Source organism: Pseudarthrobacter sp. NPDC058119, assembly GCF_042884655.1.
Classification (GTDB): Bacteria; Actinomycetota; Actinomycetes; order Actinomycetales; family Micrococcaceae; genus Arthrobacter.
The window spans coordinates 474,941-488,096 of record NZ_JBHVTN010000002.1 but is presented as its reverse complement, the minus strand read 5'-3'; the positions used below and the strand labels follow the sequence as shown (position 1 = coordinate 488,096).

Below are 13,156 nucleotides of genomic sequence, written 5' to 3'. Positions count from 1 at the left end.
GGGAAACGGACTAGTGGGTCGGCCTTCCGGAAGCCTTCCGCGCATCCTTCTTGCGCTTGGTGACTTCCGGGTGGTGCCGGGAAAGGGCGATGACTCCAACGATAGCAAGGCAGGCCGCCGTTCCCATTGCAATGGCCATGACCGCATGCACGTCGGGCCGCAATTCGCCCAGGATGATGATGCCGATGGCTATGCCCACCATCGGGTCAACCACCGTGAGTCCGGCGATCACCAGGTCCGGCGGCCCGGTGGAGTAGGCGCTTTGCACGAACCAGGACCCCAGGCCCCCGGCGGCGATGATGGCCACCACGGAATACCACTGGACGTTCAGCAGGAAGAGCCCGTTCGGGTCCAGGAGGTGCTTACCGATGATCCGGGTGAGCACTGCCACAAAACCGAACAGGATGCCGGCGCCGAGGATATAGATGAACGCGTTCATCCGGTGCTTGAACGTCACAGCCAGCGTGCCGAACAATCCCACCGCCAGGGCCAGGAGCAGGACGATGGTGAGCTCGTCTTCCGGGCTGACATGGTGGTTCTCCTGGGTCACGTTGACCGCCAGGAGGACGAACAGCGCGGATCCGGTAACGCAGGCGGCGATGGAGACCGCCGTGGCCCGGTTAATGGTCAGGTCCTGGTCCCGGGCGTTGACCACCGTGGTGATCACCAGGGCAATGGCCCCGATGGGCTGGATCACCGTAAGCGGCGCAGAGACCAGGGCTACGGCATTCATGGCCATGCCGGTGCACAGCAGCAGGAGCCCCAGCATCCACCGGGGGTTGCGCAGGAGGCGCAGGAAACCGTTGGAACTCAACGCCAGGCCGCCGGTGTCGGCTTTGACGGCACTCCCCTGGCGCTGGGCACCCAGGGCAAGGCAGAAGGCGCCGAGCACCGCCAGGCCGACGGCAAGCCACACCATCAGCCGTTCCCGCCGTCGTGCTGTTGTTGTTCCCGGCCCTTGCGCAGCATGGCCCAAAAGTAGTTGTACGCGGCGATCCAGTGGCCCACCAGGCCCAGGCCCAGCACCACCCAGGCAGCGGTGAGGAGCGCGGCGGACATCCCGTTATCCAGGCGGGAGAGGAGCAGCAGTGGCGTGCCCAGCAGGAGCAGCCCGGTCCGCACCTTGCCCACCACGCTGACCGGGAGGTCCGGGTGGCCGTGGAAGAGGGAGAGCGTCAAGACCAGCAGGACGGCGTCGGGAACCACCAGTGCCGCCAGGTAAAGCCAATGGACGACGCCGGCAATCACCAGAGTGAAGGCCACCGCCAGCAGGGCCAGGCGGTCGGCGATGGGGTCAAGGACCCGGCCAAGCTTGGAGGCCTGGTCGAAGCGGCGGGCGATGTAGCCGTCAATCCAGTCCGTCCCCGCCATGACGGCCAGGACAACCACGCCGGCGCCGTACTCCTTTTGGGCCAGCACAAGCCAGATGAAGAGCGGAACACCCATGAACCGCACCACGGTGAGCAGGTTGGGGATGGTGGCCACACGGTCATGGTCCACTTGGGGACGGCCGGGGCGGGCGCCTGCACCAATGAACTTCACCCGTCCCCCTCTCCTTCCTGCTGCGCCGGAGCGCGGTGTTCAGTGCTTGTTGTGTACCGGGCAGTGCTTGCAAAGCAGCAGGCTAGTTGGCGCGGAAAAGCCTGCGCAGGAGGACCACCATGACCGTGCCTGCTGCGACGAAGGCGGCCAGCGGCTTCCAGCGCCTGGACAGGTCGGCGGAGCCGGACACGGCCGCGAACCGCTGCCCCGCCGCTTCCATGCCGTGCCGCGCCAGCACCTGGCCCTCGCGCGCCTTGACCTGGGCGGCTGCGAGCAGGTACCGGGCCTGGGTCTTCACGTCCAGCTCCGTGCCGAGTTCGTCCCGGACTTCGGTGAGGTGGTGGCGGCGCTGGCTCAGGCGGCGCACCAGGTCGGCTTCTGACGCGTGCGGGAATTCCTGCTCGTGCTGGGCGGCCTTGGCTTCCTTCTCTGCCTTGGCCTTGGCGGCTGCTTCGGCCTTGGCCGCCTTGGCAGCCTTGGCCTCGGGGCTCTCCGGGTCAAGGATGGCCGGGTTGAAGGCCGAACCCTCGCGGGCCACCCCAATATCGTGCCTGATGCCGCGGATGGTCTCTTCCGGCATCAGCGGCATGGCCTTCTTGAACCGCGCGAGGCCCACGAGGCCACCGATGAGGGCTATCAGCAGGAAAGCGGCGGAAACCAGGAGGGCTGCCAGCCAGGCGGGCATGATGGTGGCCAGCCCCATGATGGCGGCAACAATCAGTCCGACCACCAAGAATGCGAGGAAGAGCAGCGCGACGGCGAAGAAGGCCGCAGCCACCCCCACCTGGATTCCCTTGCGCTTGAGTTCGATCTTGGCGAAGGCGATCTCGTCGTTGAGCTGGCGGGGGGCCAACCGGAAAAGGAGTCTTGCCGTCCCGGGCAGCGCAGTGATGCGCAATCCCGGGCTGGTACGCCCGCTGTGACGTCCGCTCATCGGTTCCGCCTTACTGGTTCATGGGTCGATACTGCATCCGTTGGGTGTGGAATGTGCAGCCGCACAGTCCACGCCACCAAAACTACCATTCAGGTTCAGGGCGAACTTCGGGGCTTGCCGAAGGGCGCGGCCTACAACGCTGCAAAAACGGTCACGCCCGGGCCTAGGATTGTTCTCCGTGACCAATCCCCCCAATCCAGGCGACCTGCTGAGCCGCCGCCGGAAGCTCCTGTACATCCTCCTGCTGGGTGCCCTGACCGCCCTTGGTCCGTTTACCATCGACCTCTACCTGCCCGCCTTCCCGGCGCTGGAGGCAAGCCTGGGCGTCACGGAGGCCCAGGTCCAGCTCACCCTGGCCGGCACCACGGTCGGATTCGCGTTCGGGCAGCTGGTGGTGGGCCCCTTCAGCGACAAGTTCGGCCGCAGGACCCCGCTGATCCTGGCCACGGCGCTGCACATCGCGGCGTCGCTGGGCGCGGCCTTGTCCACCGACATCACCACGCTGGGAATCTTCCGCGTGCTGATGGGCGTGGGCGCAGCGGGCGGCGGCGTGGTGGCCATGGCCATGGTCCGTGACCTGTTCTCCGGGTACGCCATGGTGCGCATGTTCTCCAGGATGTCCCTGGTCAACGGGCTGGCACCCATCCTTGCCCCCGTCATCGGCTCACAACTCCTCCTGGTGATGCCGTGGCCGGGCATCTTCGTGTTCCTGGCAGCATACGGAACCCTGGTGATCGTCGCCGCGCTCCTCCTGGTGCGTGAAACACTGCCGCCGGAAAAACGGGGCCGGACCGGCATGACAGCCCGGCAGCGCTACAAGGCCCTGTTCAGCGACCGGATCTTCGTGGGACTGCTGATGGTTGCCGGATTCAACTTCGGCGGCCTGTTCACCTACCTTTCGGCCTCGCCGTTCCTTTTCCAGGACGTCTTCGGCTTCTCAGCCCAGCAGTACGGCCTGCTCTTTGGCATCAACTCCCTGGGCATCGTGGCGGGCGTGCAGACCAGTTCCCGGCTCATCCGGGTCGTCCCCCCGCAGTGGATCCTGGCCGGCGCCACGGCATGGATGTTCCTGATGGCCCTTTTGATCGTGGTCTTCGACCGCGCCGGCCTGGGGCTGTGGGGCGTCATGGTCCCGCTGTGGTTCTACATCCTGGGCACCGGATTCATGTTCCCCTGCGTCCAGGTGCTCGCCCTGGCCGGGCACGCAGCCCAGGCCGGCACGGCAGCGTCCCTCCTGGGAGCCGCGACGTTCCTGATGGCCGGGCTCATTTCCCCGGTGGTCGGCTGGCTTGGCATCACCAGCGCCGCGCCCATGGGCGGGGTGCAGGCAGCCTGCATCCTCCTGGCGGCCGCGGCGCTGTGGCTGGTGGTCCGGCCACGCACGGTACCCTCGATCCACTGACCCAGGCCATCATCAGGGGCGCCTGCCAGCCCCGCACCTCCCATCGAAAGGCAGCCGGTGAACCGCAAACCGCACCGCAACGGACGGGGACTGTTCCTCGGGGCGGTGCTTGGCGCCGTCGCGGGCTACTTCGCCGGCCGCGCCCTGGGGAACCCGGGCTGGGGAATCATCCTGGGGACGCTGGCAGGCGCCGCAATCCTGTACCGGGTCAACCCGGGCTCCCGCCGGCGCCGCTGAACTCCCGGCCCTGATTGCCCTGGCCGGTCCGGTGCGGCTTTACCTGCCGTCCGGGTCCCTCCCGCGATAAAATGATGCCGTGCCCAACTGGCAGAACCAACCGCCACTTCCGGCCACATGGCAACGGTGCGACGCCCGGATCCTGCCACTGTGGTGGGAACGGCTGTCTGCGCAGGCAGGCCAGCAGTCGGCGGCCCTGTATGCCGCGGGGCTGTTCACCGAAGACAGGCGCCGCCCCATCGCCCAATGGTTCAATCCCGCCTTCAACGCCGCCCTTCTGGTGGCGCCGGAAACCTCCCCTGAATGGCCGGTGCAGCGCTTCGGAATCTTCTACGCTCCCCCGGACGCCGGCTTCGTCCGGATCCATTCCGCGCCGCACGAATGGAACCCCCGCGAGCCCCGGAAGTCGCCAACCGAGAAGGAGGCCTTCCAGGCGGCCATTGCCGAGGCGGAAAGGTTCCTGCAGGTGGAAATGGATTTTGTCTGATTCGCTGCAGCGCCGTTAAAGAAAAATCCCCGCTCCTCCAAACCGGAGGAACGGGGATTTTTCGTTGCGCTCCTCCTGCTGGACTTGAACCAGCAACCCTTCGATTAACAGTCGAATGCTCTGCCAATTGAGCTAAGGAGGAATGAAGCAGGTATGACCTTAGCAAAGGAGTCCGGCAAAAGTGAAATCGGCGCAGATGCGGCCCGGCGGGCCACGTGGCGGCGCCCAAAAAGGCAGAAAAAATCCCCGTTCCGGCGGCCGGAACGGGGATTGAAGCTCCTCCTGCTGGACTTGAACCAGCAACCCTTCGATTAACAGTCGAATGCTCTGCCAATTGAGCTAAGGAGGAATGAAGCGGGTACCAGCCTAGCAAAGACCCGTCGGGGAAGTGAAATCGGACGGCCGTGACCTGGCCCACGCCGGGTTCGCGGTCCGGGCCGCCCTTACGCTTCGGCCCGCAGGGCGCGGCGTTCCATTTCCAGCATCAACAATTCCCGGTTGAGCCGCTGGTAGGTCTCCGGGTCCGCTGCAGCGTCAAGGCGCTGCAACTGGCCCATTTTGTCCGCCTTGACCCGGGTGATCTGCAGCTCGAACAGCCGGGACAGGATGTCGCGGCAGTACTTCAGGACCGCCTCCTCGGTGTGGGCCGGCAATGGCACCACGGCAAGTTCGGACACCAGCGGCCGGAGGGGCTCGGGAACCTCGTGCATCACGTGTTCCACCCAGCGCACCGGATCAACGGTCAGGCCGGGGCCGGTGGCACGCATGGCGTCGTGGACGGCCTGGAAGGCAGGGATAGCGAACCGGGCAGCGGCAAAGCGGTCCCAGACCGCGCCGGCCAGCAGCGCCGGCTGCTGCAGCGCCACTTCCAGCGCCTGCCGCTCCATGGAGGCCACGGGATCGCGGGGGTCGGGCCGGTGGAAGGACGGGACAACGCCCGACGACGGCCCGGCAGCGACGCCCGGTGCCCCGGCCTGGGCGGGGGCCGGGCGGGAGGGGCCGCCTGCCTGGGGCTGGCCCGGAGCCGGGGACCGTCCCGGTTCGCCGCGCTTTCCGGCGTTCTTCACTTCCGCGTTGACCAGGCGCAGGACCTCGTTGGGGTCCGGCATGCCCAGCCAGCCGGTCAACGCCTGGCAGTAACCGGTCCGGGTGGAGGCATCGCGGATGGCGGCCACCACCGGCACGGACGCCTTGAGGCCCTGGACGCGGCCCTCAACGGTATCGAGGTTGAACTGCCTCAAGGTGCTGCGGATGGCGAATTCGAACAGCGGACGGCGGGACTGGATCAGGGCGTGCACAGCGTCATCCCCCCGGCTGAGGCGCAGGTCGCAGGGGTCGGCACCCGTGGGTTCCACGGCCACATAGGTCTGGGCGGTGAAACGCTGGTCCTCCTCGAAGGCCCGCAGGGCGGCCTTCTGCCCGGCGGCGTCGCCGTCGAAGCAGAAGATGACCTCTCCGCCGGTGCCGTCGTCCGAAAGAAGCCGCCGGGCTACCTTGATATGTTCGGTGCCGAACGCGGTCCCGCAGGTGGCTACCGCCGTCGTGATCCCTGCAAGGTGGCAGGCCATGACGTCCGTGTAGCCCTCCACCACCACCAGCTGCCGGTCCTTGGCGATGCTGCGCTTGCCGAGGTCGATGCCGTAGAGGACCTGCGACTTCTTGTAGAGGGTGGTCTCCGGGGTGTTGAGGTACTTGGGGCCCTGGTCGTCCTCGTACAGCTTGCGCGCGCCGAAGCCGATGGTGTCCCCGGCCATGTCCTTGATGGGCCAGATCAGGCGTCCGCGGAAGCGGTCGTAGATGCTCCGGTTTCCCTCGCTGAACATGCCGGTGAGCTTGAGCTCGGCATCGGTGAAGCCGCGGCCGCGGAGGTGCTTCAGGAGCGCATCCCAGCCCTGCGGGGCGTAGCCGCAGCCGAAGTGTTCTGCGGCGGCACGGTCGAAGCCGCGGCCAAACAGGAAGTTGCGGGCCGTGGCCGCCCCGGGCGTGAGCATTTGGGCCCGGAAGAATTCGTCCGCGATCTTATGGGCGTCCAGCAGCCGCTGGCGGCGGCCCACTTCCTCGCGGTTGGGGCCGGTGCCGCCGTCCTCGTAGCGGAGCTCGTAGCCGATGCGGGAGGCGAGCTTCTCCACGGCTTCCTGGAAGGAGCTGTGGTCCTGCTTCTGGACGAAGGCGATGACGTCGCCGTCCTCGCCGCAGCCGAAGCAGTGGTAGCGGCCTACCTGGGGGCGGACGGTGAAGGACGGCGAGCGCTCGTCGTGGAAGGGGCACAGGCCTTTGAATGTTCCCAGCCCGGCGCCCTTGAGCGTGACGTAGCCGTCAACCACTTCCTTGATGTCCGTGCGCTGGCGTACTTCGTCAATATCTTCACGTTTAATCAGCCCAGCCACACAGCAATCTTAGTGTCACCGCCCGGCTTCACGTTTCCGGCGCCCGCTTCTGCGGTTCCGGCGCCTTTCCCTCCAGCAGGCTCAGGGCCAGCTTGGGGCACAGGATGACGGCCTCCTGCGCGGCTTCCCGGTCGGCGTCACGCAGCGGAACATCTGTCCGGTCGCGGCCCACCTTGCCCCGCGCCACCGGGTACCCCCAGTCGTCCCGGTCCAGGACGCCGGGAAGCAGCTCGACGCACAGTCCGCGGCCGTCGCAGCTGGTCCAGTCGATGTGCAGGTGGGTTTTCATGCCGCTGCCCCTCCCGGGCCCGTGCAGTATCCGGAAAGGTGGGCGCGGAAGTCCCCGGCGAAAACCTCCAGGGCGCTGCTGACCAGTCCGGTTGTCCCTTCCGGGTGGCGGCAGGCGCCACGTCCCGAAACCAGCTTTCCCAGCCGGTCCAGCTCGGAAGCGAGCCGGTGGTTGGTCTCCCCGCCGGCGATCCGGTTGAGGACGGACGCCATGGCCGGGAGCCCGAACATGCAGGGTCCGCATTGCCGGGCGGACTGGTCGGCCAGGTAGCTGACGATCCTGGCGGTGGCCTGGATGCCGCACGTCTGCAGGTCCAGGGCATGGATCACGCCGGCCCCGGGCCGGACGGTGCGGCCGGGCTGCCCCGCTGGGGAGAGCGCGTGCGCGGCGGGCCGCACCCACCGCCCGTGATAGCCACCCACCAGGACGGCGGACAGGGTGGCGGGGTCCATCCCCGCTTCCTGGAGGACCGCCGAAAGTTGCGCACCGCCGGGCACCTCCAGCACCACGTCCGGCACCGGTGCGGGGCCGGAAACGGACACGAGCCGGGTGCCGGGGTCCGCCGGTGTCCCCGCCTGGCGGAACCACGGCGCCCCGTAACGCGCAATCAGGGCAACCTGGGCCAGGGTTTCGACATTGACCACCAGCGTGGGCCGGCCGTTGAGGCCGGATTCGCTGAGGCGGCGCCGCTGGTCCGTGGGGACGGCGCTGCCATTGGCAATCATGTTGACGACGGCGCTCGACTCACCCGAGATGAACGTTTCGGGGGCCTGGACCATGCGGATCCGCTTGCCCCGTGGACGTTCTCCGACGGCCTGCTCCAGGCGGGGAAGTCCGGCCCCCGGCGCGTACATGTACATGCTTGCCCCGCCCAGTGCTTCGGCCAGGGCCACCAGCCCGTCGATGACCAGGTGGGGTGCATGGGTGAGGAGGGTCCGGTCCTTGAAGCTCAGGGGTTCGCCTTCTGCACCGTTCGCAATCACCACCGGCCTGGCGGCGAACATGCCTTTCCGTCCGGACCCTGCAGCGGCACTGGCCTTGCGCCAGGTTTCGAACGCGGCGCCGCCGCGGCCCGTGAGCCCGGCCGCGGCGAGGGTGTCCAGCAGCCCGGGTCCGGCAGCCTGCGCATCCCAGGGCCCAAACGCCTCATTGTGCTGTGCCCAGCCTGCGTCAGGGCCTGCGGCCAAGAGCCGCGGTTGCTGGCGCAGACTGTCCTGTTCCGTGTGGAGTGGCACCGGCTGGTGGGTGTCATTGGGGTGGCTCACGGGAGGTTTCCTTGCCTGGCGTGGGAGGTTTCGAGGAAGGAGGGGCTCAGGCGCCACAGCAGGGCCGCCGCCACGGCGACCGCCGACACGACGGCGAGCAGGAGGAACCATCCGCTGGAGACGTCGGTGCCGTTGCCCAGGGCGTGCGCCATGGCGACCGGCCAGACGCCGTAGCTGAGCCAGTGCACGGCCTTGAAGCTGCGCTGCCCGATCCGGTGCCGCAGCAGGCCCGTGACCACCACGGCGAGGACGAGGTCCAGGGCCACCGTCCCCAGTCCTTGCCAAAACGGCTGGTACGAGCCCAGGAACGGGATGACGATGTCCACCGGGTTCAGCTTGGCAAACGAGTCCAGGAGCAGGGATCCCACGTGCAGCCCGAGGAACACTGCGGCGAGCAGCGCAATGTTCCGGTGCAGGAGGCTGATGGAGAACCGGGGCAGCACCATCAGAGGGCGGCCGGATCTGTTGAGGATCCCCAGCAGCACCGACGCGGTGAACAGTGCCAGTGACACGAAGCCGCTGACCCGCCCAAAGGCCCACATTGCCTCATCCACGGCGGCCACCCCCGGCAGGGGAGCTTCCGGCGACCGGGGAAGGGCTGCCGTCTTCGGCAGGCCAGTCCGCGGTGGTGACCACCCTGCCCTGGCTGTCCACCAGGCGGGCAGCTATGCCTTCGGTCCGGAACCAGTCCACGGCGGCGAAGCCACGGACGACTGCCGCCGTGCTGTACGCGTTCGCTTCCAGGCAGGTGGGGGCGGCAACGGTCACCGACCGCCAGACGGGCGCGGCCGGCAGGCCGAACCGGGGGTCGAGGATGTGGTGCACCTGGGTCCCCTGGTGCTTCCAGCGGCGCTTTTGCGTGCTGGACGTGGCCAGGGCAAAGCCCGGTGCCAGGGAAACCTGCTGGCCGGGGTCGGCAGGGAGGTCCTGCACCATGACCTGCCACTGGCCGGGCCCGCTGTCCTCCTGCGGCCCCGGGCCTGCGCTTGCCAGGTCGCCGCCCAGGCCGACGAGCACCCCGCAGCCCTGCGCTTGGTGGACGGCGGCAGCGGCGAGGTCGGCCGCGACTGCCTTTGCTGTTGCTCCCAGGTCCAGGCGGAGGCCGGCCGGGAGGGTCAGGGTTGAGGCCCCAAGGTCCAGGCGGGACCAGCCGGGTGCGGGCGGTTCCGGAGCCTGCCGGGAAGGTGCCGGCTGCGGAAACACCGGGACGCTGGCGAGTCCTGGCCCCTGCCATTCGGGGCCATGGCCCAAGGCAGCCAGCTCGGCTCCGAGGGTGGGGTCCACATCGCCACCGGTGAGCCGGGCCGCGTCCAGCGCGCGTTCGAGCAGAAGCCGGAACAGGGGGCTGATGCCTACGCCCTGCGCCATCCGGGACTGGACCCTCATCAGTTCGGAGTCTTCCCGGAAGCGGCTGCAGGCGAGGTCCACGGCGGCCACAACGCCGCGGACGGCCTCCTCGGCTGCAGCGAGCATATCCGGATCGGTGACGGTGACCCTTGCCTCAAGTTCCCAGACAGTCCAGCTGGACTGTGCAGTGTTGCCTGCTGGTGCAGTATGTCCCGCGCGTGCGGATTGTTCGGCGGTCATGGTGCCGGCTGTGCCGGGAGCGGCCCTGCCGGAGCCTGCCATCTCAGGACCCCGAGGACCGGCCGTGAACGGTACTGCCCTTGCCCGGCTGGACCGGAGTTGTGCTGCCGGAACTGCCGTACGACTTTGAGCGGCGCGAGGTGTCGTTTTTGGTGGTTCCGCGGTCACCATCGTCGGAGCGGGCCGATCCGGATTGGGGCGTACTTGGCTGTGTGGTGCTGCTGTCCGACACCGCAGTGGTCCTGGCGATCACGGAGGGCGTGGCGGCGTAGACGGCGGACGCCGCCACCCCGGCGGCGGCGAAGCTGCCAACACCCACGGCCGCCGTGATCCCGGTGGCCAGGCGCTTGCCCCTGCTGCGAGTACTCATGACCAGCTCCCGTTCCTAGCGGCCTGTCTTTCCTCCCATGGTGCGCTTCCTTCCTGTGAAGATGCTTTAAGGAAGCTGTTGATCGGGCGGATGTCCTGCCGGACGGAGTGGTCACCAGAGCGAGGGCAGGCTTCCCACCAGGCGCTCGTACATGGCCAGGGCGGAGCCGTCCGTCAGGGACGCCACCTGGTCGATGACGACGCGAAGGCGCGCGCCGTCGTCGTCCGCCGCCCGCCAGTCCGCCGCGAACATCGGATCCAGGTGCCGGTCCCCCGTGGCGCTGAGGGCGGTGACCAGGGCGTGGAGCACTTCCCGTTGCCGCTCGTAGATGGGCTGCCGGTGCTCGGTGGTCATCACGAACGTGGTGGCCAGGCCCTTCATCACCGCGATTTCCATGACGGTTTCGTCGGGAACCATGAGTTCGGCGTTATAGCGCGTCAGGTTTTCCGGCCCATAGACGGCGCGGGTGGTTTCCAGGGCGCTCTGGCAGAACCGGCCAATCAGCTGGCTGGTCATGTTCTTCAGCGCTGCCATGGATTTGCGGCTGCCATCGGCCTCGCGCACCCAGACATCCGTGGCTTCCAGCCGGGCCAGGGCCGCATCAATGGCCGCGGGGTCGTTATGCGGCAGGTACCACTGCTTGGCGTAGCCCACCACGCGGGCCCGGTGGTCCGGGTTGTCCATCCAGCGCAGCTGGAAGTGGCCGGCAACAATCGCGTCCTCCACGTCGTGCACCGAGTAGGAGATGTCGTCCGCGAGGTCCATGACCTGGGCTTCCAGGCAGCTCCGGCGTTCCGGCGCCCCCTCGCGGAGCCAGGTGAAGATGGGCAGGTCGTCCTCGTAGGCACCAAACTTGCTGGTCCGCTGGCCGTGGATCACCGGCGCTTCCAGGGCAGACCACGGGTATTTCGACGCCGCGTCAAGGCTTGCGCGGGTCAGGTTCAGTCCCGCGGGCTGGCCGTCAGCCGTGAGCACCTTGGGCTCCAGCCGGGTGAGCAGGCGGAGGGTCTGGGCGTTGCCCTCGAAGCCGCCGATGGAGTGCGCCACCTCGTTCAGCGCCGACTCGCCGTTGTGGCCGAAGGGCGGGTGGCCAAGGTCATGGCTGAGGCAGGCCGTGTCGACCACATCCGGGTCGCAGCCCAGGGCCCGGCCCAGTTCGCGGCCCACCTGCGCCACCTCCAGGCTGTGCGTGAGGCGGGTGCGCACGAAGTCGTCAGTGTCCGGGGCCACCACCTGGGTCTTCGCGCCCAAGCGGCGCAGCGCGGACGAATGCAGCACCCTGGCCCTGTCCCGTTCGAAGTCCGAGCGGTACGTGTTCTTGGGCGGCTCTTCCACCCAGCGGGCGGAATCGTGCGTGTCGTAGCCGGGCAGGGCCAGGGCCGCGGTGGGGGTTCCCGTGGACTGGTGCCCGGCGACCGATGCTTCAGCCACCGGAGACGTCCAGTTCTGCGGCCGCAATGTCCTTGGACTGGTCCTCGTTCAGTGCCCGGGAGTCCAGCCAGTCCTTGGGCAGGGCCGGCCTTTTCGGCGAACCGGCGCGGCCGCGGGGGCCTTCGGCGTCCACCCCGGGGTAGGGCGAATCCAGGTCCAGTTCGGCCAGCGTGTCCCGCAGCACCTCCAGGCTGGTCACCAGGGCCAGCCGGGTGCGCAGTTCCCCGCCCACCACATAGCCCTTGAAGTACCAGGCAATGTGCTTGCGGATCTCGCGCAGCGCCTTGCCTTCGTCGCCAAAGGTTTCCACCATGAGTTCAGCGTGCCGGTACACCCCCTCGGCCACCTGGCGCAGGTTGGGGCGGTGCCGGACGTCGCTGCCTTCGAACGCTGCCTGCAGGTCCCCGAAGAGCCACGGCCGTCCCTGGCAGCCGCGGCCCACCACCACGCCGTCCACGCCGGTTTCGCGGACCATCCGGACGGCGTCCTCGGCGGACCAGATATCCCCGTTGCCCAGCACGGGAATGTCGGGCAGCGCCTCGCGGAGCCGGGCAATGGCGGACCAGTCGGCCTTGCCGGAATAGAACTGGGCTGCGGTCCGGCCGTGGAGGGCGACAGCGGCGACACCGGAATCGCGGGCGATGCGGCCGGCGTCGAGGTACGTCAGGTGGTCATCGTCGATGCCCTTACGCATTTTGATGGTCAGCGGAATATTGGCTTTGGAGGCCTCCTTGACGGCGGTCTGCACGATCGAGGTGAAGAGATCGATCTTCCAGGGCAGTGCCGAGCCGCCGCCGCGCCGGGTCACCTTGGGAACAGGGCAGCCGAAGTTGAGGTCGATGTGGTCGGCCCGGTCCTCCTCCACGAGCATCCGCACGGCAGCGCCCACAGTGCCGGGATCCACGCCGTAGAGCTGGACAGAGCGGACTTTCTCGTCGTCATCGTGCGAAATGATGCGGAGGGATTCGGGGGTCCGCTCCACCAGCGCGCGCGAGGTGACCATCTCCGCCACGTACATGCCGCCGCCGTATTCACGGCAGAGCCTGCGGAAGGCGGAGTTGGTGATGCCGGCCATCGGGGCCAGGATCACGGGGGTGTCAACCGTGAGGGGTCCCAGCTTCAGGGGCGGGAGTTCCAGCTTGGGGGCGGGCGGAGTTGCAGCAACAGTCACCTGTCCATTGTTGCAAAGCCGGGCAAATCGGCGCTTCCGGCCAGCGCCAAAGTA

Annotated in this window: 14 protein-coding genes and 2 tRNA genes; 3 read left to right on the top strand and 13 right to left on the bottom strand. The window is 68.1% G+C overall.

Annotation, left to right across the window (positions count from 1 at the left end; genetic code table 11):
• Positions 1 to 10: 10 nt before the first annotated feature.
• The 3 genes from ACFVTD_RS07170 to ACFVTD_RS07160 all read right to left on the bottom strand — a co-directional run bounded on the left by ACFVTD_RS07170 (position 11) and on the right by ACFVTD_RS07160 (position 2,476).
• Positions 11 to 919 carry a DMT family transporter gene (locus ACFVTD_RS07170; protein WP_387560173.1) on the bottom strand — a complete coding sequence of 303 codons (909 nt, stop codon included), beginning with the start codon at positions 917 to 919 and terminating at the stop codon, positions 11 to 13.
• A complete protein-coding gene (locus ACFVTD_RS07165) occupies positions 919 to 1,542 on the bottom strand; it encodes a CDP-alcohol phosphatidyltransferase family protein (protein ID WP_387560170.1) in 624 nt (207 codons plus the stop codon). The genes ACFVTD_RS07170 and ACFVTD_RS07165 overlap by 1 nt, the downstream gene beginning before the upstream one ends.
• 82 nt (positions 1,543 to 1,624) lie before the next feature.
• Entirely contained in the window at positions 1,625 to 2,476 is an 852-nt protein-coding gene (locus ACFVTD_RS07160; protein ID WP_387560167.1) for a phage holin family protein, read from the bottom strand.
• 178 nt (positions 2,477 to 2,654) lie between these two features.
• Between ACFVTD_RS07160 and ACFVTD_RS07155 the strand changes: the two genes are divergently transcribed.
• The 3 genes from ACFVTD_RS07155 to ACFVTD_RS07145 all read left to right on the top strand — a co-directional run bounded on the left by ACFVTD_RS07155 (position 2,655) and on the right by ACFVTD_RS07145 (position 4,602).
• Complete coding sequence (locus ACFVTD_RS07155; protein WP_387560164.1) at positions 2,655 to 3,878, top strand: multidrug effflux MFS transporter; 1,224 nt, start codon at positions 2,655 to 2,657, stop codon at positions 3,876 to 3,878.
• Positions 3,879 to 3,935: 57 nt separating this feature from the next.
• Positions 3,936 to 4,115, top strand: coding sequence for a glycine zipper 2TM domain-containing protein (locus tag ACFVTD_RS07150; RefSeq protein WP_387560161.1), 180 nt, complete (start codon positions 3,936 to 3,938; stop codon positions 4,113 to 4,115).
• A 79-nt stretch (positions 4,116 to 4,194) separates the two neighbouring features.
• Positions 4,195 to 4,602, top strand: coding sequence for a hypothetical protein (locus ACFVTD_RS07145; protein ID WP_387560158.1), 408 nt, complete (start codon positions 4,195 to 4,197; stop codon positions 4,600 to 4,602).
• 69 nt (positions 4,603 to 4,671) lie between these two features.
• Here ACFVTD_RS07145 and ACFVTD_RS07140 read toward each other — a convergent pair.
• The 10 genes from ACFVTD_RS07140 to dusB all read right to left on the bottom strand — a co-directional run bounded on the left by ACFVTD_RS07140 (position 4,672) and on the right by dusB (position 13,102).
• Positions 4,672 to 4,744: transfer RNA gene (locus ACFVTD_RS07140), tRNA-Asn, on the bottom strand.
• Between the two features lie 134 nt (positions 4,745 to 4,878).
• A tRNA-Asn gene (locus ACFVTD_RS07135) sits at positions 4,879 to 4,951 on the bottom strand.
• A 94-nt stretch (positions 4,952 to 5,045) separates the two neighbouring features.
• Positions 5,046 to 6,989, bottom strand: a complete 1,944-nt coding sequence (dnaG, locus tag ACFVTD_RS07130) for a DNA primase (protein WP_387560155.1) — start codon at positions 6,987 to 6,989, stop codon at positions 5,046 to 5,048.
• A 28-nt stretch (positions 6,990 to 7,017) separates the two neighbouring features.
• A complete protein-coding gene (locus tag ACFVTD_RS07125; RefSeq protein WP_387560152.1) occupies positions 7,018 to 7,278 on the bottom strand; it encodes a ferredoxin in 261 nt (86 codons plus the stop codon).
• The gene (locus ACFVTD_RS07120) at positions 7,275 to 8,543 is read right to left on the bottom strand and encodes an NADH-ubiquinone oxidoreductase-F iron-sulfur binding region domain-containing protein (protein ID WP_387560149.1); all 1,269 of its coding nucleotides are present in this window, start codon (positions 8,541 to 8,543) and stop codon (positions 7,275 to 7,277) included. Before ACFVTD_RS07120 ends, ACFVTD_RS07125 begins: the two co-directional genes overlap by 4 nt.
• Entirely contained in the window at positions 8,540 to 9,097 is a 558-nt protein-coding gene (locus ACFVTD_RS07115) for a ferric reductase-like transmembrane domain-containing protein (protein WP_387560146.1), read from the bottom strand. Before ACFVTD_RS07115 ends, ACFVTD_RS07120 begins: the two co-directional genes overlap by 4 nt.
• On the bottom strand, positions 9,090 to 10,130 hold the full coding sequence (locus ACFVTD_RS07110; RefSeq protein WP_387560143.1) for an FAD:protein FMN transferase: 1,041 nt from the start codon (positions 10,128 to 10,130) through the stop codon (positions 9,090 to 9,092). The genes ACFVTD_RS07115 and ACFVTD_RS07110 overlap by 8 nt, the downstream gene beginning before the upstream one ends.
• Positions 10,131 to 10,173: 43 nt before the next feature.
• Positions 10,174 to 10,500, bottom strand: coding sequence for a hypothetical protein (locus ACFVTD_RS07105; protein ID WP_387560140.1), 327 nt, complete (start codon positions 10,498 to 10,500; stop codon positions 10,174 to 10,176).
• Between the two features lie 111 nt (positions 10,501 to 10,611).
• Entirely contained in the window at positions 10,612 to 11,931 is a 1,320-nt protein-coding gene (locus ACFVTD_RS07100; protein WP_387560137.1) for a deoxyguanosinetriphosphate triphosphohydrolase, read from the bottom strand.
• The gene (gene dusB / locus ACFVTD_RS07095) at positions 11,924 to 13,102 is read right to left on the bottom strand and encodes a tRNA dihydrouridine synthase DusB (RefSeq protein WP_387560134.1); all 1,179 of its coding nucleotides are present in this window, start codon (positions 13,100 to 13,102) and stop codon (positions 11,924 to 11,926) included. The genes ACFVTD_RS07100 and dusB overlap by 8 nt, the downstream gene beginning before the upstream one ends.
• Positions 13,103 to 13,156: the final 54 nt, after the last annotated feature.

Bases quoted from the DNA above. Each gene is read 5' to 3' on its own strand.
- ACFVTD_RS07170 (WP_387560173.1), bottom strand. From the start codon at position 919: ATGGTGTGGCTTGCCGTCGGCCTGGCGGTGCTCGGCGCCTTCTGCCTT.
- ACFVTD_RS07160 (WP_387560167.1), bottom strand. From the start codon at position 2,476: ATGAGCGGACGTCACAGCGGGCGTACCAGCCCGGGATTGCGCATCACT.
- ACFVTD_RS07125 (WP_387560152.1), bottom strand. From the start codon at position 7,278: ATGAAAACCCACCTGCACATCGACTGGACCAGCTGCGACGGCCGCGGA.
- ACFVTD_RS07110 (WP_387560143.1), bottom strand. From the start codon at position 10,130: ATGACCGCCGAACAATCCGCACGCGCGGGACATACTGCACCAGCAGGC.
- ACFVTD_RS07105 (WP_387560140.1), bottom strand. From the start codon at position 10,500: ATGAGTACTCGCAGCAGGGGCAAGCGCCTGGCCACCGGGATCACGGCG.